This window comes from Corynebacterium haematomassiliense (assembly GCF_013978595.1).
Classification (GTDB): Bacteria; Actinomycetota; Actinomycetes; order Mycobacteriales; family Mycobacteriaceae; genus Corynebacterium; species Corynebacterium lehmanniae.
Window position 1 is genome coordinate 197,119 of record NZ_JACDTZ010000002.1, and the last position, 18,382, is coordinate 215,500.

The following is an 18,382-nucleotide window of genomic DNA, read 5'->3' on the forward strand; positions in this document are numbered from 1 at the left end:
GGTGGCGGAGCGATCGTCGATAGGCAAGTGCATAATTGTGCGCATGACTCGATTGTTCGGAACTGACGGTGTCCGCGGCCTGGCTAACGAGGCCCTCACCGCATCGCTTGCCCTCAAGCTCGGCGCCGCGGCCGCGACCGTGCTGACCAAGGACCGCGGCTCTGAGAAGCGCCGCCCGATCGCGCTGATCGGCCGGGACCCGCGCGTCTCCGGCGAGATGCTGGCTGCCGCGATGGCGGCCGGTATGGCGTCGAAAGGCGTGGACGTGCTGCGCGTCGGCGTCATCCCCACCCCGGGCCTGGCGTTTCTCACCGACGACTACGGTGCCGACATCGGTGTGATGATCTCCGCGTCCCACAACCCGATGCCGGACAACGGCATCAAGTTCTTCGCCGCCGGCGGCAAGAAGCTGCCGGACGACATCGAGGACGAGATCGAGCGCGCCATGGCCGTGCTGGAGGAAACGGGCCCGACCGGCACCGCCATCGGGCGCGTGATCGAGGAGGCGCCGGACGCCCAGGAGCGCTACCTCGCCCACCTCAAGGAGGCTGTTACCGAGCCGCTGAGCGGCATCAAGGTCGTGGTGGACTGCGCCAACGGCGCCGCCTCCGAGGTCGCCCCGAAGGCCTACGCGGCCGCCGGCGCCGAGGTCACCGCCATCCACAACACGCCGAACGCCTACAACATCAACGACGGTTCCGGCTCCACCCACATGGACCAGATCCAGGCGGCCGTGGTGGAGCACGGCGCGGACCTGGGCCTGGCGCACGACGGCGACGCCGACCGTTGCCTGGCCGTGGATGCGCAGGGCAACGTGGTCGACGGCGACCAGATCATGGCCATCCTCGCCACCGGCATGAAGGAGTCCAACAGCCTGAAGGACAACACGCTGGTCGCCACGGTGATGAGCAACCTGGGCCTGAAGCTGGCCATGCAGCGCGAGGGCATCGAAGTGCGCGAAACGAAGGTGGGCGACCGCTACGTGCTCGAGGAGCTCGGACGCGGCGATTTCTCGCTGGGCGGCGAGCAGTCTGGCCACATCGTGGTCCCGGCGCATGCCACGACTGGTGACGGCGTCCTGTCCGGCCTCATGCTCATGCAGCGCATGGCGGAGACCGGCAAGACGCTCGCCGAGCTGGCGGAGGTGATGACGGTACTGCCGCAGACGCTGATCAACGTGCCGGTGTCCAACAAGGCGCTGATCTTGGAGGACCAGTCCGTCAAGGACGCCATCGCCGAAGCGGAGGCTGAGCTGGGCGAAGCCGGCCGCGTGCTGCTGCGCCCGTCAGGTACCGAGGAGCTGTTCCGCGTCATGGTCGAGGCCGCTGAGGAGGAGCAGGCGCGCAAGGTTGCCGGTCGCCTCGCGGCGGTCGTCGCCGCGGTGTAGGTTTAATCGCGGAAAAAGTTTTTTGCCCCGGCAGGGAACCGCCGGGGCGTTGGGGGAGTCTAACTAAAGGTAAGACAGTTCAACTGCGAGCCTTTCGGGGGTGGGCATATGACACATGTTGGGGCACTCGACATCGATATCGATGCGGTGCGCACGAAGTACACAGAGGCTATCGACGCGTACCGCGACGCCGCGTGCGAGCTCGACGCCGGGCGGCCGGTGGTTGCCGCGTCAGCGTTCGGCGCGGGTTTCGCGGAGGAGGGCCAGCGCATCGTGGATGCGCTGGAGGCGTTGCATGCCACGTCGCAACGCTTCCTTGCGGCGCGCGGGGAGAATTGGGGGCAGGTGCTTTCGCTTAGCGACGCCACCGTCGCCGCCGACCAGCTCTCTTCCGAGTATTTGGCATCGATCGCGGGCGGGGTGGATAACGCATGATGGCCGCGGTGAAAGACGACGTCCAGTCGCTGGTGCGCGCGGTCGATGTCGCGCCGGAGGTGGGGCCGGCGCAGCGCGCCGTGGTCCACGGCTTGGCCGGCGAATTGTTGGAGCAGGTCGCGCAGACCGACGGGCTCGACTTGAGCGCGTTTCTCGCCGCGGGCCTGAAGTTGTCCGCGGGCGGGAAGCGCCCGGACACGCCGGCGCGGACGTGTTCGTGCGACGAGAGCGCCTGGTTCGACGAGGTGGGCATCCGCGAGCGCGAGCGTTGCGACGAAGCACGCGAAACCGAGCATTTCGACCGCGCGAAAGCCGCAGGCGAGTCGATCGGGCAGTGCGGGGAGGCGATCAAGACGATCGTGGACACCGCGGAATCGGCGGTGCGCGCCCTGCTGGAGCCGGCGCGGCGCATGCTGGACATCGTGCTGAACTGCGGGATTGGGCAGCTGATCCAGCCGGCGGGGGAGATGGTCATCGAGGCGCTGCGCAGCGCGCGCGAGACCGCCAGCGACCGCAACGGCGTGATCAAGGAGTGCCTGGGGGAGGTTGCCACGCGCGTCGACACCGCGGCCGTCGAGCAGCCTGCCCCGCCGGTGCAGTTCGGAGAGAAGGGGCATTCGCCTTGCGACGTCACGACGCGCCCCGCCGCCGCCACCAGCGCTTCCGACGTATCTGCCGATTCAGGCGCCCGCTTGGGGCTGGATCTGAAGTTGGATCTGACGTTGGACGCGAAACTGGAGGCGACGCTCGGCATCGAGGAGACGGCGCTCGAGGACTGCCCGACGGAGCCTGCGGCGACGCCGGAGTGCGAACCGGAACCGGAACCAGAACCAGAACCGGAGTGCGAACCGGAACCCGAGCCGGAGCCGGAATGTGAACCGGAACCGGAGCCGCCGCCACCGCCGCCTCCCGCACCTGCGGATGACGGGGTGATTGCCCCGCCGCCGGAGCTGTCGCAGGTGGAGGAGCCGGCGCCGCCGCCGAAGAAGCTGGAGAATCTGGAAACGCAGCCGGCACAGGCGGGAGATGGCGGCGGCAATGACACCGATGCCGGTGGGGTGGAAGCTGATCCGTGGGCAATGAAGAAGGCAGGGGAGTGGTAGCGATGGATTTCGAGCTTTTTGTGGCGCAGTACCAAAAGCGCACCGCGAAGCGCATGGCGGATTTTGAGGCGTTGATGAAGGAAACGCAGCAGAAGATGGAGATGACCGCCAAGCATCACGCGCGGGCCCGGGAGACGATGCCTAGGCAGCCGGTGACGGTGCCGCGGGGGGATTACAGCATGCCGCGGAGTCGTCGTAACGCTTCGCAAAAGCAGCAGATCCAGGCGGTGCTGCGCGCGATTGGCCCGAACGGCGAAAACCCCGTCGTGTAAGCACGACGGGGGAGGTGGCTAGAACAGGGAGAAGCGGGCGTTGTCGCGCGCCAGGCCGGCGGCCTTGGACAGCTTCTCGCCGGTCAGGGACTCCACGCCGGAGCCTTCGGCGTCCGGCTCGGAGTAGGAGGCGTAGGCCTTGTCTTCGTCGAGCTGGTGCAGCAGGTAGCCCACGAGCAGGCCGCGGATGGTTTCCTGCAGCCCGCGGTCGGACTTGCCCACACCGAGGATGCGCTTGACCAGGTTGTCCTCGGAGAAGGACTGCTGGTCGCCCTTCTTCGGCGCGCGGTAGACCACTTCGCCGGCCCAGTTGTAGGCCAGCTTGGCGGGGTTGCCGGGGTCGAACAGCGAGTCGCCGTCTTCGCCGGGGCCGACGACCATGCCGGGGACGAACAGGTTGCGCGCCGCCTCAACTGCGGACGGCGCCACGTTGGCCGGGTACACCGCCGCCACGGCCTTCGCCTTCGGGTTGTCCACCGCGGCGAGCACGGCCGCGCCGCCGCCCATGCCGTGGCCGACGATGCCGAGCTTGCCGGGCGAGATGGAGATGTTGCCGTTGCCCAGGCGCACGCCGCCGAGGATCTGCATGGCGGTCTCCAGGTCGGCGGCGAGGCCGACGTGGTCGGGCTTGAAGCCGGTTTCGGTGTCCGGCGCGGCCACGGCGATGCCCCAGCTGGCCAGGTGGCGCAGGGTGTCCTCGTAGGCGGCGACATCCTTGAGCCAGTCGTGGCCGAACGCCACGCCGGGCAGGTTCTTGCCTTCGGCGGGGGTGTAGACCTTGCCGGGCAGGCCGGTGTAGCCCAGGTCGCCTTCCAGGACGCGGTGCGGGCCGCGCTTGGACAGGTCGGAGAGTTTCTTCAGCTTCGCAGACACGCGGGCAATCCTACTGCATACCTGTCTCCGCTAGGGTGAGTCCGACAAACCCCACAGACAGGAGGTCGGATGCTCGGTGCGTTGCAGCTGGCGTTCATTGATTCGGTGAATCTGCTCCTCATCGGCGTCATCGTCGCGGTCGGCATTGCTGCACGGAGCAACTATGCCAAGACCACCGCGCTGCTGATCGCGGGCGATTGGTGCGGCGTGGCTGGCTTGGCGCTGATCATGCTGGTGATTTTCGACGGCCTGGGCCCGGTGGTGCAGCGCTTCGTCGAAGGCCCGGTGTTCGGCATTTTGCTCATCGCCACAGGCGTCCTCACCGCCGTCCTCGCGGTGCGCGGCGGCGACAACCAGGCGCTGGTGCAGAAGATCATGCGCCCGCTGCACACCCCCGGCCCCGCCACGGTGGGAACCGGCGTGGTGCTCGGCCTGATCCAGTCGGCGACCTCGTTCCCCTTCTACGGCGGGCTGGCGCTGTTGTCCGCCGCCGGCATCGACGCGCAGGTGCGCTACGCCGCAATCCCGCTGTATGCCACGGTGGCGCTGTCGCTGCCCACGTTGGCGGCGTTGGCCGTCGGCTGGGTGCGCGCGAAGCCGGGAAGCGCCGCCGCGCGCGGCTTCGACTGGGCGCGCGCCCACCCCGACCAGGTCACGGCTGCTGCGACGTGGTCGGTGGCGGTGCTGCTCATCGTTTTGGGTGTGACCCACGTGGTGTAATAGGCCCGTGCTGACAACAACGATCGATCTGGACGCTATCGCGCACAACACCCGCCGCCTGCGCGAGCAAACGACCGCGGAGCTGATGTGCGTGGTCAAGGCGGACGCCTACAACCACGGCGTTAAGCGCTGCGTGCCGGTGATGGAGGCGAACGGCGCGGACGCGTTCGGCGTGGCCACGTTCGCGGAGGCGCGCCGGGTGCGCGAGCTGACCACTAAGCCGGTGCTGGCGTGGCTGTGGGATCCGCATGAGGAGCTCCCGGATGGCGTCGATGTCGCGGCCCCGTCGATGACGCATTTGCATTCGCTTATCGACGCACCAACGGCGCCCACCGTCTACCTCAAAGTGGACACGGGCATGCACCGCTCCGGCATCGACGAGGTCCGCTGGCAGGAGGCCTTCGAGCTCGCCCTGGACGCGCAGCGCGAAGGCAAGCTCGAGGTGGCGGGGCTGATGACGCACTTCAGCTGCGCCGACGACCCGTCCGACCCGTACACGGACCAGCAAGCGGCCGGGTTTCGCCGCGCGATCGCCCAGGCCCGCCAGGTGGGCCTTGAGGTGCCGCGCAACCACGCGGCGAACTCGCCGGCGACGTGGACCCGCCCGGACCTGCACTTCGACATGGTCCGGCCGGGTTTGAGCCTGTACGGCCTGGAGCCGGTCGACGGCCTCGACCACGGACTGAAACCGGCGATGACCTGGTCGGCGCCGGTGGTGACGGTGAAACCGATGCGCAAAGGCGAGGCCACCAGCTACGCCCGGACCTGGGAAGCGCCGGCGGACGGGTTCACGGCCGTGATCCCTGCGGGCTACGCGGACGGGGTGCAGCGCTCCTGGCAAGGCGCCGTGGAGGTCGACATCGCGGGCCGGACCTACCAGCAGGTGGGCCGGGTGTCCATGGACCAGATTGTGGTCTGGCTCGGCGACAACGAAGCGGACGTCACAGCGGGCGATGAGGCCGTCATCTTCGGCGACGCCACCGCGCTGGCCAAGCGCGCCGGCACCATCAACTACGAGGTGGTCTGTGCTCCGCGCGGGCGCACCACCCGCACCTACATCGGGGAGGGCAAGTAGATGAAGACCACGTTTCCGGCGCAGGGCGAGCGGCTGTGCGACGACGCCGCGGATACTCAAGCGCTCGGCGAAGAGCTGGGGCAGACGCTCGAGGCGGGCGACCTCGTGGTGCTCGACGGCCCGCTCGGCGCGGGCAAGACCACCTTCACACAGGGCATCGCGAGGGGCATGGGGGTCAAGGGCCGGGTGACGAGCCCGACGTTCGTGATTGCGCGGGAGCACTCGTCGATAGGCGATGGCCCCTCGCTCGTGCACGTGGACGCCTACCGGCTCGGCGACGACCCGCTGGGCGAGCTCGACGCCCTCGACTTAGACAGCGCCCTCGAAGATGCCGTGGTGGTGGCCGAGTGGGGCGGCGGACTGGTGGAGCAACTCGCGCAGCGCCACGTGCGCGTCACGCTGGATCGGCGCACGCACGCCGACACAGAAGCCCGCATTATCTCCGGGCGCGTCGAAGACGGGATGTAGGCTTACACGCATGCTCAACCTCACTAGCCAGTCCCGCCGCTGGATCGTGCTCGCAGCTGTGCTGTGGCTCGTGATTTTGGCGGGGATCATCTTCATCCCGCAGTCCCGCTCCGACGAGGTCGCCCAGGTCGCACCCACGAACTCGCTGACGCGCTCGCTGCAGCAGACCCGCCCGGGCGGCGATGCCGTGTCTGCGCAGCTGGTGGACCCGGCGCGCATCTACGACGCGGAGCGCTACCTCGGCTACACCACGCTGTGCCCGGGCGAGCCGCAGGAGCTGGTGGACGCCAAGCTTGAGGCCTTCGGCATCAGCGCCGACGACCTGGACCTCGGCGGCGACCTCGGCTACGTGCTGCTCATTCCAGGCGGCGAGGGCGAGGCTCCCATGGTGGACCCGGTGGAGCTGAACAAGGTGGACATCTGCACCGTGCCGCAGTCCGAGTCCTTCCCGCTCAACACCGCGATGCCGTTCCACATGAACCAGGGCCGCTGGACCCTCGGGTTGGGCCAGTAATGCTCGTTCTCGCCCTGGACACCGCCACGACTGACCTGGTCGCAGGCATCGTGGACGGGGACCGTGTGCTCGCGGAGACGGCCGTTGCCACCCGCGCGCACAACGAGACGCTTATGCCGGAGATCACCCGGCTGCTGGATCAGACGGGGATCGAGTTCGCGGACCTGGGCGCGGTCGTGGTCGGCTGCGGCCCGGGGCCGTTTACCGGCCTGCGCGTCGGCATGTCCACCGCGTCGGCGCTGGGGCAGGCGCTTGCCATTCCGGTGCACGGGGTGTGCACGCATGACGCGGTCGCCGCGTCGCTTGGCGGTGAGGCGCTGGTGGTCACCGACGCGCGCCGCCGCGAAGTGTACTGGGCGCGCTACTCCGGCGGCAAGCGCGTCGCCGGCCCTAACGTGTGCAAGCCGGCGGACCTGACCTCACCCGCGGTGGATGTGGTCAGCGTGCCGTCGTCGCTCGCGGAGCTTTTGCCTATCGACGCCCAAAGGGTGACTTACCAACCCCCAACACCTGCCGGCCTCGTCGCAGTCGCCGACCTGGGCGCGCCGCCGGAGCCGCTGGTGCCGCTGTATCTGCGCCGGCCGGACGCGGTGCCGCCGAAGCAGGCCCCGAAGTCGCCGGCGCTGCCATGAGCGTGGCCTTCCGCGAGCTGGGCGTCGCGGACGCCCCGGCGGCCGCCGCCATCGAGGCGGTGCTCTTCGCCGGCGACAGCCCGTGGTCCGAGGCGGCGTACCGCTCCGAGATCGCCGCGCGCCACACCTTCTACCTGGGCGCCTTCGACGGCGATGAGCTGGTCGGCTTTGCCGGCCTGGCCATGCTCGGGCCGAAAGACGACCCGGAGTTTGAGATCCACACCATCGGCGTCGACCCCTCCCGGCAGGGCGAGGGCCTGGGCCGGGCGCTGATGGACCAGATGATGCACACTGTGGACCTTTTGGACGGGCCGTGCTTTTTGGAGGTGCGGGTGGACAACACGCCCGCGATCCGGCTGTACGAAAGCTTCGGGTTTTTCACCGCGGGCGTGCGCAAGAATTACTATCAGGCCTCCGGCATGGACGCGTACACCATGACGCGGCCGAAAAAGAGCGAAAGGCGAGACCAGTGATTGTGTTGGGCATCGAGTCCTCGTGCGACGAAACCGGCGTGGGCATTGTCGAGCTGCGCGAAGACGGCACGATGGACATCCTCGCCGACGTCGTCGCCTCCTCGATGGAGCAGCACGCCCGCTTCGGTGGGGTCGTGCCCGAGATCGCCTCGCGCGCGCACCTGGAGGCCATGCCGCAGGTGATGGAAAAGGCGCTGGCGGACGCGGGCATCGACAAACCCGACGCGGTGGCCGCCACTGTCGGGCCGGGCCTGGCTGGCGCGCTGCTGGTCGGCGCGTCCGCGGCCAAGGCGTACGCGGCGGCGTGGGGCGTGCCGTTTTACGGCGTGAACCACCTAGGCGGGCACGTCGCGGTAGCGAACCTGGACGGCGAGTCGCTGCCGCACGCGGTCGCGCTGCTGGTCTCCGGCGGTCACACGCAGCTGCTCGAGGTCGAGGCCGTGGGCAAGCCGATGCGGGAGTTGGGCACCACGCTCGACGACGCCGCCGGCGAGGCCTACGACAAAGTCGCCCGCCTGCTGGGCTTGGGCTACCCCGGCGGCCCGGTGGTGGACAAGCTCGCGGCCGAAGGCGACCCGGAGGCGGTGAAGTTCCCGCGGGCGCTCTCGCGCGCCGAGGACCTCCGCGGCGAGCACCGCTACAACTTCTCCTTCTCGGGCCTGAAAACCGCGGTGGCCCGCCATGTCGAGGCCGCCGAACGCGACGGGCGCGTGATCTCGCTGGAGGACGTCTGCGCGTCCTTCCAGGAGGCGGTGTGCGACGTGCTCACCGCGAAAGCCGTCATGGCCTGCGAGGACACCGGCGCGAACACGCTGCTGCTCGGCGGCGGCGTGGCCGCGAACCGCAGGCTTCGCGAACTTGCGCAGCAGCGCTGCCAGGCAGCCGGTATTGAGCTGCGCGTGCCGCGGTTCAAGCTGTGCACGGACAACGGGGTGATGATCGCGGCGTTGGCCGCGCAGCTCATCCACGAAGGCGCTGCGCCGTCTGGGCTGGGCGTGGGCACGGACACGTCGCTGGAGGTCGAGGTCCCGCTCGTGTCGTCGTAAAGCGAGAAGTGCTGGTTGCGGATACGCTTGGGGCCTGCACGTCTTGTTCGACGAAAGGAATACCCGTGTCCGCTGAAACTACCGAGCAATTCGACCAGGGCCAGGCCGACCGCGAGCGGTTCGGGTTCCTGGTCAACCCGGATCTGACCTACCGCCGCATCGTGTTCGACGAGGACACCGCGCGCGAGACCCTCGGCGGCATCACCGGCGAAGCCGTCGATGTCGCCTTCGACCAGGAAGGCAACCGCTTCCACGCGATCTTCCGCCCGGACGCGGCCCAGCTGGGCCAGGAGCCGAACCCGGTGGCGTCGCTGGCACGCAACACCGCGGAGACGGACAACCCGGAGTTCCTCACCGACCCCACCCGCGCGATCTCCGGTCCGGTGATCTTCACCGCGCGCGACGGGGAGAGCGTGGACGAGCGCACCATCGGCAAGGTGCTGCAGGCGATTCGCGCGGTGGAGAACTACCGCACGGACAACGCCGAAGAGTACGAGCTTTGGCGAAACGCGGTGCTCAACCGCTAGATCGCACTTACGCACGGCCTGTGGTTGTTGGCTGGCACTCTCGGGGGTAGAGTGCCAAAGCAGGTTGTGTGAAGCACAGTTGTTCACCCGCGACGACGGCTGCGCCTCTTCAGACCTGAACTGTTGAATCATTCACCAATGAAAGGTTGCTGATCATGGCAAACGTCAACATCAAGCCGCTGGAGGACAAGGTCCTCGTCCAGATCGCCGAGGCTGAGACCACCACCGCGTCCGGCCTGGTTATCCCGGATTCCGCCGCGGAGAAGCCGCAGGAAGCCGTCGTCATCGCTGTCGGCCCGGGCCGCCTGGACGATAACGGCAACCGTGTCGCCGTGGACGTCAAGGAGGGCGACACCGTCGTCTTCTCCAAGTACGGCGGCACCGAGCTGAAGTACGGCGGCGAGGAGTACCTGCTGCTGTCCGCCCGTGACCTGCTGGCCGTCGTCGAGAAGTAAGCGCCATGGCAAAACTCATCGCATTTGATCAGGAGGCCCGCGAGGGCATCCAGCGCGGCGTGGACACGCTCGCCGACGCGGTGAAGGTCACCCTCGGCCCCCGCGGCCGCAACGTCGTGCTGTCCAAGTCCTGGGGCGGGCCGACCGTCACCAACGACGGCGTGACCATCGCCCGCGACATCGACCTCGAGGACCCGTTTGAAAACCTCGGTGCGCAGCTGGTGAAGTCCGTCGCAGTCAAGACGAACGACATTGCCGGCGACGGCACCACCACCGCAACGCTTCTGGCTCAGGCGCTCGTCGCCGAGGGCCTGCGCAACGTCGCGGCCGGCGCGAACCCGATCGAGCTGAACAAGGGCATCAAGGCCGCCGCCGAGAAGGTCGTCGAGGAGCTCAAGGCCCGCGCGACCGAGGTGCAGTCTTCCGCCGAGATCGCGAACGTGGCCACCGTGTCCTCGCGCGACCCGGAGGTCGGCGAGATGGTCGCCGGCGCCATGGACAAGGTGGGCAAGGACGGTGTGCTCACCGTCGAGGAGTCCCAGTCCATCGACTCGTACGTGGATCTCACCGAGGGCATCTCCTTTGACAAGGGCTTCCTCTCGCCGTACTTCATGACGGACCCGGACGCCGGCCAGGCAGTGCTGGAAAACGCCCGCGTGCTGCTGGTGCGCGGCAAGATCTCCTCCCTGCCGGACTTCCTGCCGCTTTTGGAGCAGGCCGCTTCCGAGTCCGTGCCGCTGTTCGTGGTGGCAGAGGACATCGAGGGCGAGGCGCTGCAGGCGCTGGTGGTCAACTCCATCCGCAAGATCCTCAAGGTCGTCGCAGTGAAGTCGCCGTACTTCGGCGAGCGCCGCAAGGCGTTTATGGACGACCTCGCGGTGGTCACCGCCGCGACCGTGATCGACCCGGAGGTCGGCGTCAACCTCAAGGACGCCACCCTGGACCACCTCGGTTCCGCCCGCCGCGTGACGGTGACGAAGGACGACACCGTCATCGTCGACGGCGCCGGCACCGCTGAGGCAGTGGAGGACCGCCGCAACCAGATCCGCCGCGAGATCGAGTCCACCGACTCGACCTGGGACAAGGAGAAGGCGGAAGAGCGCCTGGCCAAGCTGTCCGGCGGTGTGGCCGTGCTGCGCGTCGGCGCTGCCACCGAGACCGAGCAGAACGAGCGCAAGCTGCGCGTCGAGGACGCCATCAACGCCGCCCGCGCGGCGGCGGACGAGGGCATCATCGCCGGCGGCGGCTCCGCGTTGGTGCAGATTGCCAAGCAGCTCGAGACCTTCGCCGAGGGCTTCGAGGCCGAGCAGAAGACCGGCGTGCTGGCCGTGGCCCGCGCCCTGTCCAAGCCGGCGTTTTGGATTGCCGACAACGCGGGCCTCGACGGCGCCGTTGTGGTGTCCAAGGTCGCCGAGATGCAAAACGGCGAGGGCTTCAACGCCGCCACGCTCGAGTACGGCAACCTCATCGAGCAGGGCATCATCGACCCGGTGAAGGTCACCCACAGCGCGGTGGTCAACGCCGCGTCGGTGGCGCGCATGGTGCTCACCACGGAAGCGTCTGTGGTGACTAAGCCCGCTGAGGAAGACGAGCACGAGGGCCACGCGCACTAGTCGCGCATCAGCCGAAGGTTCGTCGATAAGCAAAAACGCCCCGAAATCGGGGCGTTTTTCGTATTCCGGGCTACTTGGCGGAAGCCGCGGCGACCTTCATGCCGCCGGCGGTGCCGCGCAGGATGGCGGAGCGCTCGGATTCGCTCATGCCGCCCCAGATGCCGTACGGCTCAGCCACACGCAGCGCGTGCTCGCGGCACTGGGAGAGCACCGGGCACTCGAAGCAGATGGCCTTCGCGCGGTTTTCGCGCTGCGTGCGCGCCCGGCCGCGCTCCCCGTCGGGGTGGTAGAAGATTTCGGAGGCCTCCCCCCGGCACTTGCTGTGTAGCTGCCAATCCCAGAAGTCTGCGTTGGGTCCGGGAAGCTGATGCGGCAAAGACATAATCGGGAGTGCTCCTTTGTGGAAGTACCTCAAACGTGTAACCGGCAACGAGTGTGGACTGCTCTGGTTAACGTTTGGTTTCGTCCCGGTTACAGACTGCTGTCGCGCAGTCGAACCGCGCGAAAATACCCCTGTCTTACTGCGTTAACGCTCCTGGTTACGGGCAGGTGAATTCCTGGCAAAAGCTCGGTAGCGTAAACAAAATGGCAAGTGCGTCTATTATGTACGGGTTACGCGAGTCCGGAGCGGGCTGACAGATATAGGGAGGAGATGCGCGTGGCTGCAAGCGATGAAGACGCAGAACTCGCTGGCTTGGTCCCCGCCGCTGCGCAGGGCGACCGGCGGGCGCTGCAGCGCATCATCTCCATCATCCACCCGCGCGTGCTGCGCTACGCCAGGGCGCGCATCGGGGGAGGGCGGATGCCTACCCCCGAAGATGTGGCCCAGGAGATCTGCCTCGCGGTGGCGACGAGCATTGACCGCTACAACGACACCGGGCGGCCGTTCATGGCGTTCGTGTACGGCATCGCGTTTAACAAGGTCGCAGACGCGCACCGTGTGATGGCGCGCGACAAGCTGAGCCCGGTGGAGGAGGTGCCCGACACCGAAATGGCGACAATCACACCGGAGGACGCCGCGATGGTGTCGTCGGGGAGTAACGCTGTGCGGGCTTTGCTCGATTCATTAAACGAGAAGGCCCGCGACATCGTTATTCTGCGAGTGTTTGTGGGGCTGTCCGCGGAGGAGACGGCTGAAGTCATGGGCAGCACACCAGGTGCAGTGCGTGTTGCCCAGCACCGTGCGCTGTCCAAACTGCGGAAGCAACTGGACGGAGGGCAGGCGGAGTTATGACACGGCAGGACGATCATTTTGAGGAGTTCGCGAACAGCGACGCGTTCATTGAGGCGCTCATGCTTGGCGACGATCCTTCGGTAGGCAACGACCCCCTCGCCGCCGCCCTGCTGGAGCTGAAGGGCGATGTCGACCGGCCGATGCCGCCGGCGCCACAGCTGTACGTGGAGGATTCCCAGTCCGTCGGCAACGTCGCCTCGCTGGACGAGAAGCGCGCCGAGAAGGCGAAGCGCCGCGTCAGCCCGTGGCTGTCCGGCTTGATCGGCGCCGCCGCGGCGACCGTGGTGTGCGTCGGCACCGGCGCCGCCCTGTTCGAAGACGGCGCGCAAGGCGAAGACACCACGATGGTGGAGCTGGCCACCACCCTCGACGAGCTTGAGGCGGCCAACGAAAGCGGCGATGCCGCTGCCGCCCGCGACCTGCTGGAGCAGGCGCGCGGCCTGGTGGCCACGATGAAGGAGCGCGAGCGGCGCGCGGCCAAGGACGGCGCGGCCGCGACGGTGACAGAGACGGTCACGGAGGCGACCACGGTGCCGGCGGAGGACACCTCCACCGAGCAGCCGACTCCGGAGCAGGCCCCGGCTGTCCCGGCGCCGCCGGCGCAGCAGCAGCCGCCGCAGTCCTCGCAGGATCCGGCGCAGCGCGGGCCGGGTGCAGGCAATGGCTCAGGCTCCGGTGCGGGCGCCCGCCAGCCCTCGCAGTCCACCCAGCCGACGCCGTCGAGCACGCAGCCGAGCGCGACTTCCGGCATCACGGCGCCGACGCAGGGCACAACCGGTGGGTCCTTGGCGGAGGGCACCGCCTCGGAACAGGAGCACCCGTCGCTGCGGGTCAACGACCCGGCGACGATGGTGAATCCGCCCGCTGAGTTCGGCGCGGGCAACAGTGTCTCCGGCGGCGCAGAGGGCGGCCCGATCGTCCACCCGCCGGTGGGCAGCAGCTCCTAGCGCCCCTCTAAGCCGTCCAGGTAGCCCATGGCGTAATCCCAGGGCACGTAGGCCTCGATGTTGGGGTTCGCGCTCGGCTCATGCACCGGGGGCAGCTGGTTGTTCAGCGAGGCGATCATGTTTTGCTCCATGATCTCCCAGTCGTAGTAGTGGACTTGGTCGCAGTCCTCGCAGAGGAACGACACCCCGAGGATTCCGCGGGGTTTCAGCATGCGCTTCGCGTCGCGCACATGCGAGAGATCCTGGATGACTGCGACGCGTTCGGCGGGCGACAGCGGCTCGGCGTGCTCTTCGTCCTCGATGAAGGATGCCGGGTCGTTGGGGTCGTCCGCGAACGGGTCCAATGGCATCATGTCGTCGTAGTTCACCCGTCTAACCCTATACGGTGTGGCAAACCGGCTCGATCCCCCGCTCGCAGGAGCGCTGAACTGGGTGGCACGGTCGGGGTTTGCGGGGCGTTATATCATGGCGAAAAACATCCGCGCGGGAGAGGAGACTAAGCGATGGCGAACGAGCGTGTGTGGACTGGTGGGGACGATCCGGACAAGGTTGCGCTTCGCGGCCTGACCTTCGACGATGTGCTGCTGCTGCCGGCGGAATCCCACATCGTCCCGTCCGAGGTGAGCACCGCCTCCCAGTTCACCAAGAACATCCGGTTGGGCATGCCGATCGCCTCCGCCGCGATGGACACGGTCACCGAGTCCCGCATGGCGATCGCGATGGCGCGCCAGGGCGGCATCGGCGTGATTCACCGCAACCTGAGCGCCCAGGACCAGGCGGAGCACGTCGACATTGTGAAGCGCTCCGAGTCCGGCATGGTGTCCAACCCGGTAACCGCAACCCCGGACATGACGCTTGAGGACGTGGACGCGCTCTGCGCCCGCTTCCGCATCTCCGGCCTGCCGGTGGTTGACGACGGCGGCCGCCTTGTCGGCATCATCACCAACCGCGACATGCGCTTCGAGGCTGACTTCAAGCGCAAGGTCGCCGAGGTCATGACCCCGATGCCGCTCGTGGTCGCACCGGAGGGCGTCGATAAGCAAGAAGCGCTCGCGCTGCTGTCCGCGAACAAGGTGGAGAAGCTGCCGATCGTGGCTGCCGACGGCACCCTGGCCGGCCTGATCACCGTGAAGGACTTTGTGAAAAGCGAGCAGTACCCGAACGCGTCCAAGGACGCGGACGGCCGCCTGCTCGTCGCCGCTGGCGTGGGCACCGGCGAGGACGCCTTCGACCGCGCCGGCCTGCTGGTGGAAGCCGGCGTGGACGCGCTCGTGGTGGACTCCGCGCACGCGCACAACAACCGCGTGCTGGAGATGGTCTCGCGCGTGAAGAAGGAATTCGGCGACCGCGTCGACGTCGTCGGCGGCAACCTGGCCACCCGCAGCGCGGCGAAGGCCATGATCGACGCGGGCGCAGACGCGATCAAGGTGGGCATCGGCCCGGGCTCCATTTGCACCACCCGCGTGGTGGCCGGTGTGGGCGCGCCGCAGATCACCTCGATCCTCGAGGCATCCGTCCCGGCGAAGGCCGCAGGCGTGCCGATCATCGCTGACGGCGGCATGCAGTTCTCCGGCGACGTGGCCAAGGCGCTGGCCGCAGGTGCGTCGACAGTCATGCTCGGCTCCATGCTCGCCGGCACCGCAGAGGCCCCGGGCGAAATCGTGGTCGTGGGCGGCAAGCAGTACAAGCGCTACCGCGGCATGGGCTCCATGGGCGCGATGCAGGGCCGCGGCCTGACCGGCGAGAAGCGCTCCTTCTCCAAGGACCGCTACTTCCAGGCGGACGTGACCAGCGAGGACAAGCTAGTGCCGGAGGGCATTGAGGGCCGCGTGCCGTTCCGCGGCGAGCTGGACTCCATCACCCACCAGATCGTCGGCGGCTTGCGCGCCGCCATGGGCTACACGGGCGCGGCCTCCATTGAGGAGCTGCAGACGAAGCAGTTCGTCCAGATCACCGCCGCCGGCCTGCGCGAGTCGCACCCGCACGACATCACGCAGACCGTCGAAGCGCCGAACTACCGCCAGTAGGGGAGAGACATGCGCGACTACGTGGAAATCGGCCTCGGCCGCGAGGCCCGCAGGGCGTACGACTTGGGCGACCTTTCGATCGTGCCGAAGCGCCGCACCCGTTCTTCCAAGGACGTGGACACGAGCTGGCACATCGATGCCTACACCTTCGACATCCCGCTCGTTTCCCACCCGACCGACGCGTTGGCCAGCCCCGAGTTCATCATCGAGATGGGCAAGCAGGGTGGCCTCGGCGTGATCGACGCTGAGGGGCTGTGGGGCCGCCACGCCGACTTTGAGGCCGCGGTGAAGAAGGTCGTGGAATCCTGCGAGGACGCCTGGGGCATCGACTCGGAGGAGAAGTACCAGGAGTACCTCGACTCCGGGGAGCGCTCCGTGCGCACGCTGCAGGAACTGCACGCCGCCGAGCTCGACCGCGACCTGCTCACCGAGCGCATCGCCCAGGTGCGCGACTCCGGCGTGACTGTTGCAGTGCGCGTGAGCCCGCAGAACGCGCGCGAGCTCGCGCCGGTGGTCATCGCCGCGGGTGCGGAGATCCTGTTCATCCAGGGGTCCATCGTCTCTGCCGAGCACGTGCAGCAGGGCGGCGAGCCGCTGAACCTGAAAGAGTTCGTCGGCTCGCTCGACGTGCCGGTGATCGCGGGCGGGGTGTTCGACTACTCCACGGCAACCCACCTGATGCGCTCCGGTGTGGCCGGTGTGATTGTGGGCTCGGGCCACGCCGACACGGTGGTCAATGTCCCCATGGCTACGGCGATCGCTGACGTGGCGGCGGCACGCCGCGACTACCTGGACGAGACCGGCGGGCGCTATGTGCACGTGCTGGCGGACACCGCCCTGTGGGGACCTGGTGCCGTCGCCCTTGCTATTGCGTGTGGCGCTGATGCGGTCATGCTCGGCCGCAACTTGGCGCAGTCGTCCGAAGCTGCGGCTGGCGGCGTGTACTGGGAGGCGCAGGCGGCGCACCCGCGATTCCCGCGCGGCGACGTGAGCAAGGACGCCACCGCGGGCAGGGGCGTGCCGTTGGAGACGGTGCTCTTCGGCCCGTCCAGCGACCAGTGGGGCGGCCTGAACATCGTCGGAGGTCTGAAGAGAATCATGGCAAAGTGTGGTTATACTGATGTGAAAGCTTTTCAGAAAGCCGATCTGGCAATCCGTAGTTGAGAAATTGGATGAGTACGCCCATGTCTAGCCGTGTAACCATTCTTCGCGACGCACCAGAGGGTGCCTCGCACGAAGTCGATGTCAACGACATCTTCTTCTCGGTCACCGACGCGAAGGGTGTGATGACGCATGTCAACGACGTGTTCATCAAGTACGCCCAGTACGACGCGGACGAGATGATCGGCAAGCCGCACAACCTCATCCGCAACGATGAGATGCCGGGCGGCGCCTTCAAGCTCATGTGGGACACTATCGAGGACGGCCGCCCCTTCGCCGCGTACGTGCGCAACAGCGCCAAGAGCGGTTCGGCGTACGACGTGCTCGCCACCGTGACCCCGCTGCCCAACGGCGGCTACCTGTCTGTGCGTACCCGTCCGATGACGGAGCGCTTCGAAGCGGCAGGCAAGCTGTACCAGGAGGCGAACCTGGTCGAGCACGAGGCGAAGGCCAACGGCGTGGGCCGCCGCGAGCGCGCCGTCAAGGGCGCGGAGAAGATCGGCGAGCTGCTGCCGGACTACGACGCGTTCATCCGCGCCGCCCTGCCTGCCGAGGTGCAGGCGCTCGAGGATGCCGGATTCACCCTGCCGGAAGGCTCTGGCGACGTCTACGACGCGGCCCACGCGCTGTACAGCGAGCTGGACCAGTTCATGTCCGTCCAGACCGCCATCCAGGACGCGGCCGACGAGCTGCGAAAGGCTTCCGCCACCCTGGTGGAGGAAAACGCCGTCACCAACAACGTGAAGGCGGAGATGGAAAACGTGGTCACCGAGGGCGCTTCGCGCACCCTGCTGCTCGCTCCGCTGCAGGTGTGGGCGACCATGCGTGGCATCATCGACGAAAACGCCGCCACGCTGGAAGAGGTGGCCGAGGAGCTCTACGCCAAGACCGCGAACGCGCGCATGGCGATCGCCCTGGCCCGTCTGCACACCGCGCAGACCGCGCAGTTCTCCACCGAGGCCGGCGCGGATGAGTCCATGCGCCTGCTTGTGGACGCGCTCGAGGTTGACGTTCGCGAGATGGACGACGCGGTGTTCCTGCACTCGTCCTTCCGTCGCCGCGTGGAGCTGAAGGTCAACTCCATTTCCGAGCTGACCAAGATCCCGCTGGAGATGATCCGCCGCTGGTCCCAGAACACCAACGAGTCCACCATGGGCGCCGAAGTGATGCCGCTGGTGGAGCAGGTCAACAAGGCTATGGAGGCAGCGGATAATTCCATCGCCCAGCTGCAGCAGGCTTCCGAGAAGCTCGCGCAGGCGCCGTCCACCGACGAGGTGCGCGCCGCCCTGGAGCGCCTCAGCTCGGCTGTAAAGTAGCGCTTTTCGCGCGAGTCGCGCGGGTGGTGCCATTCCGGCGCCACCCGCACGGCTTTCCTTTGTCCTCGACCACGCCGGCGCGGGGGCACGCAAGGTCATGCTGG

Annotated in this window: 22 protein-coding genes; 19 read left to right on the forward strand and 3 right to left on the reverse strand. The window is 67.8% G+C overall.

Annotation, left to right across the window (positions count from 1 at the left end; all coding sequences use genetic code 11):
* Nucleotides 1-43 precede the first annotated feature (43 nt).
* The 4 genes from glmM to H0193_RS10330 all read left to right on the forward strand — a co-directional run bounded on the left by glmM (nt 44) and on the right by H0193_RS10330 (nt 3,197).
* Entirely contained in the window at nt 44-1,387 is a 1,344-nt protein-coding gene (glmM, locus tag H0193_RS10315; RefSeq protein WP_181889838.1) for a phosphoglucosamine mutase, read from the forward strand.
* A gap of 108 nt (nt 1,388-1,495) precedes the next feature.
* Nucleotides 1,496-1,822 carry a hypothetical protein gene (locus H0193_RS10320; protein ID WP_181889839.1) on the forward strand — a complete coding sequence of 109 codons (327 nt, stop codon included), beginning with the start codon at nt 1,496-1,498 and terminating at the stop codon, nt 1,820-1,822.
* 8 nt (nt 1,823-1,830) lie between these two features.
* On the forward strand, nt 1,831-2,925 hold the full coding sequence (locus H0193_RS10325; protein WP_181890074.1) for a hypothetical protein: 1,095 nt from the start codon (nt 1,831-1,833) through the stop codon (nt 2,923-2,925).
* 2 nt (nt 2,926-2,927) lie between these two features.
* Nucleotides 2,928-3,197 carry a hypothetical protein gene (locus tag H0193_RS10330; protein WP_181889840.1) on the forward strand — a complete coding sequence of 90 codons (270 nt, stop codon included), beginning with the start codon at nt 2,928-2,930 and terminating at the stop codon, nt 3,195-3,197.
* Nucleotides 3,198-3,215: 18 nt separating this feature from the next.
* Here the strand turns inward: H0193_RS10330 and H0193_RS10335 are convergent, their stop codons facing one another.
* Nucleotides 3,216-4,070 (reverse strand): poly(ethylene terephthalate) hydrolase family protein, encoded by an 855-nt coding sequence (locus H0193_RS10335; protein ID WP_181889841.1) that lies wholly within the window; start codon nt 4,068-4,070, stop codon nt 3,216-3,218.
* A 69-nt stretch (nt 4,071-4,139) separates the two neighbouring features.
* Between H0193_RS10335 and H0193_RS10340 the strand changes: the two genes are divergently transcribed.
* From H0193_RS10340 to groL, 10 genes are all read left to right on the forward strand, one after another.
* A complete protein-coding gene (locus tag H0193_RS10340) occupies nt 4,140-4,790 on the forward strand; it encodes a sulfite exporter TauE/SafE family protein (protein WP_181889842.1) in 651 nt (216 codons plus the stop codon).
* Between the two features lie 7 nt (nt 4,791-4,797).
* Entirely contained in the window at nt 4,798-5,865 is a 1,068-nt protein-coding gene (gene alr, locus H0193_RS10345) for an alanine racemase (protein WP_181889843.1), read from the forward strand.
* A complete protein-coding gene (gene tsaE, locus H0193_RS10350; protein ID WP_181889844.1) occupies nt 5,866-6,333 on the forward strand; it encodes a tRNA (adenosine(37)-N6)-threonylcarbamoyltransferase complex ATPase subunit type 1 TsaE in 468 nt (155 codons plus the stop codon). It begins immediately after the preceding gene.
* A 10-nt stretch (nt 6,334-6,343) separates the two neighbouring features.
* Nucleotides 6,344-6,847 carry a hypothetical protein gene (locus tag H0193_RS10355; protein WP_181889845.1) on the forward strand — a complete coding sequence of 168 codons (504 nt, stop codon included), beginning with the start codon at nt 6,344-6,346 and terminating at the stop codon, nt 6,845-6,847.
* Nucleotides 6,847-7,479, forward strand: a complete 633-nt coding sequence (gene tsaB, locus H0193_RS10360; protein ID WP_181889846.1) for a tRNA (adenosine(37)-N6)-threonylcarbamoyltransferase complex dimerization subunit type 1 TsaB — start codon at nt 6,847-6,849, stop codon at nt 7,477-7,479. The genes H0193_RS10355 and tsaB overlap by 1 nt, the downstream gene beginning before the upstream one ends.
* On the forward strand, nt 7,476-7,952 hold the full coding sequence (rimI, locus tag H0193_RS10365; protein WP_181889847.1) for a ribosomal protein S18-alanine N-acetyltransferase: 477 nt from the start codon (nt 7,476-7,478) through the stop codon (nt 7,950-7,952). The genes tsaB and rimI overlap by 4 nt, the downstream gene beginning before the upstream one ends.
* Nucleotides 7,949-8,998: a tRNA (adenosine(37)-N6)-threonylcarbamoyltransferase complex transferase subunit TsaD gene (gene tsaD / locus H0193_RS10370; RefSeq protein WP_181889848.1), complete on the forward strand. Its 1,050-nt coding sequence runs from the start codon at nt 7,949-7,951 to the stop codon at nt 8,996-8,998. The genes rimI and tsaD overlap by 4 nt, the downstream gene beginning before the upstream one ends.
* A 65-nt stretch (nt 8,999-9,063) precedes the next feature.
* On the forward strand, nt 9,064-9,525 hold the full coding sequence (locus H0193_RS10375) for a hypothetical protein (RefSeq protein ID WP_181889849.1): 462 nt from the start codon (nt 9,064-9,066) through the stop codon (nt 9,523-9,525).
* Between the two features lie 155 nt (nt 9,526-9,680).
* Nucleotides 9,681-9,980 (forward strand): co-chaperone GroES, encoded by a 300-nt coding sequence (gene groES, locus H0193_RS10380; protein ID WP_038609785.1) that lies wholly within the window; start codon nt 9,681-9,683, stop codon nt 9,978-9,980.
* Nucleotides 9,981-9,985: 5 nt separating this feature from the next.
* Nucleotides 9,986-11,593, forward strand: coding sequence for a chaperonin GroEL (groL, locus tag H0193_RS10385; RefSeq protein ID WP_181889850.1), 1,608 nt, complete (start codon nt 9,986-9,988; stop codon nt 11,591-11,593).
* 70 nt (nt 11,594-11,663) lie between these two features.
* Here the strand turns inward: groL and H0193_RS10390 are convergent, their stop codons facing one another.
* Nucleotides 11,664-11,975 (reverse strand): WhiB family transcriptional regulator, encoded by a 312-nt coding sequence (locus tag H0193_RS10390; protein ID WP_070473359.1) that lies wholly within the window; start codon nt 11,973-11,975, stop codon nt 11,664-11,666.
* 276 nt (nt 11,976-12,251) lie between these two features.
* On the opposite strand from H0193_RS10390, the gene H0193_RS10395 reads away from it, so the two are divergent.
* Both H0193_RS10395 and H0193_RS10400 read left to right on the forward strand, forming a co-directional pair.
* A complete protein-coding gene (locus H0193_RS10395; protein ID WP_338026649.1) occupies nt 12,252-12,827 on the forward strand; it encodes a sigma-70 family RNA polymerase sigma factor in 576 nt (191 codons plus the stop codon).
* Nucleotides 12,824-13,774 carry a hypothetical protein gene (locus tag H0193_RS10400; protein ID WP_181889852.1) on the forward strand — a complete coding sequence of 317 codons (951 nt, stop codon included), beginning with the start codon at nt 12,824-12,826 and terminating at the stop codon, nt 13,772-13,774. The genes H0193_RS10395 and H0193_RS10400 overlap by 4 nt, the downstream gene beginning before the upstream one ends.
* On the opposite strand, the gene H0193_RS10405 is transcribed toward H0193_RS10400, so the two are convergent.
* On the reverse strand, nt 13,771-14,127 hold the full coding sequence (locus H0193_RS10405; protein WP_181890050.1) for a DUF5319 domain-containing protein: 357 nt from the start codon (nt 14,125-14,127) through the stop codon (nt 13,771-13,773). The two genes, H0193_RS10400 and H0193_RS10405, sit on opposite strands and share 4 nt — an antisense overlap.
* Before the next feature lie 150 nt (nt 14,128-14,277).
* Between H0193_RS10405 and guaB the strand changes: the two genes are divergently transcribed.
* The 3 genes from guaB to H0193_RS10420 are packed head-to-tail and all read left to right on the forward strand — an operon-like array spanning nt 14,278 to nt 18,278.
* Complete coding sequence (gene guaB / locus H0193_RS10410) at nt 14,278-15,801, forward strand: IMP dehydrogenase (RefSeq protein ID WP_181889853.1); 1,524 nt, start codon at nt 14,278-14,280, stop codon at nt 15,799-15,801.
* Between the two features lie 9 nt (nt 15,802-15,810).
* Nucleotides 15,811-16,965: a GuaB3 family IMP dehydrogenase-related protein gene (locus H0193_RS10415; protein ID WP_181889854.1), complete on the forward strand. Its 1,155-nt coding sequence runs from the start codon at nt 15,811-15,813 to the stop codon at nt 16,963-16,965.
* A gap of 20 nt (nt 16,966-16,985) precedes the next feature.
* A complete protein-coding gene (locus tag H0193_RS10420; protein ID WP_181889855.1) occupies nt 16,986-18,278 on the forward strand; it encodes a PAS domain-containing protein in 1,293 nt (430 codons plus the stop codon).
* Nucleotides 18,279-18,382 lie beyond the last annotated feature (104 nt).

What these genes read in the sequence shown, in the direction of transcription:
- tsaE (WP_181889844.1), top strand. Translation starts at nt 5,866, where the DNA reads ATGAAGACCACGTTTCCGGCGCAGGGCGAGCGGCTGTGCGACGACGCC.
- H0193_RS10400 (WP_181889852.1), top strand. Translation starts at nt 12,824, where the DNA reads ATGACACGGCAGGACGATCATTTTGAGGAGTTCGCGAACAGCGACGCG.
- tsaB (WP_181889846.1), top strand. Translation starts at nt 6,847, where the DNA reads ATGCTCGTTCTCGCCCTGGACACCGCCACGACTGACCTGGTCGCAGGC.
- H0193_RS10320 (WP_181889839.1), top strand. Translation starts at nt 1,496, where the DNA reads ATGACACATGTTGGGGCACTCGACATCGATATCGATGCGGTGCGCACG.
- rimI (WP_181889847.1), top strand. Translation starts at nt 7,476, where the DNA reads ATGAGCGTGGCCTTCCGCGAGCTGGGCGTCGCGGACGCCCCGGCGGCC.
- H0193_RS10330 (WP_181889840.1), top strand. Translation starts at nt 2,928, where the DNA reads ATGGATTTCGAGCTTTTTGTGGCGCAGTACCAAAAGCGCACCGCGAAG.
- groL (WP_181889850.1), top strand. Translation starts at nt 9,986, where the DNA reads ATGGCAAAACTCATCGCATTTGATCAGGAGGCCCGCGAGGGCATCCAG.
- H0193_RS10415 (WP_181889854.1), top strand. Translation starts at nt 15,811, where the DNA reads ATGCGCGACTACGTGGAAATCGGCCTCGGCCGCGAGGCCCGCAGGGCG.
- glmM (WP_181889838.1), top strand. Translation starts at nt 44, where the DNA reads ATGACTCGATTGTTCGGAACTGACGGTGTCCGCGGCCTGGCTAACGAG.
- H0193_RS10390 (WP_070473359.1), bottom strand. Translation starts at nt 11,975, where the DNA reads ATGTCTTTGCCGCATCAGCTTCCCGGACCCAACGCAGACTTCTGGGAT.
- groES (WP_038609785.1), top strand. Translation starts at nt 9,681, where the DNA reads ATGGCAAACGTCAACATCAAGCCGCTGGAGGACAAGGTCCTCGTCCAG.
- H0193_RS10405 (WP_181890050.1), bottom strand. Translation starts at nt 14,127, where the DNA reads ATGATGCCATTGGACCCGTTCGCGGACGACCCCAACGACCCGGCATCC.
- H0193_RS10420 (WP_181889855.1), top strand. Translation starts at nt 16,986, where the DNA reads ATGTCTAGCCGTGTAACCATTCTTCGCGACGCACCAGAGGGTGCCTCG.
- guaB (WP_181889853.1), top strand. Translation starts at nt 14,278, where the DNA reads ATGGCGAACGAGCGTGTGTGGACTGGTGGGGACGATCCGGACAAGGTT.
- H0193_RS10355 (WP_181889845.1), top strand. Translation starts at nt 6,344, where the DNA reads ATGCTCAACCTCACTAGCCAGTCCCGCCGCTGGATCGTGCTCGCAGCT.
- H0193_RS10340 (WP_181889842.1), top strand. Translation starts at nt 4,140, where the DNA reads ATGCTCGGTGCGTTGCAGCTGGCGTTCATTGATTCGGTGAATCTGCTC.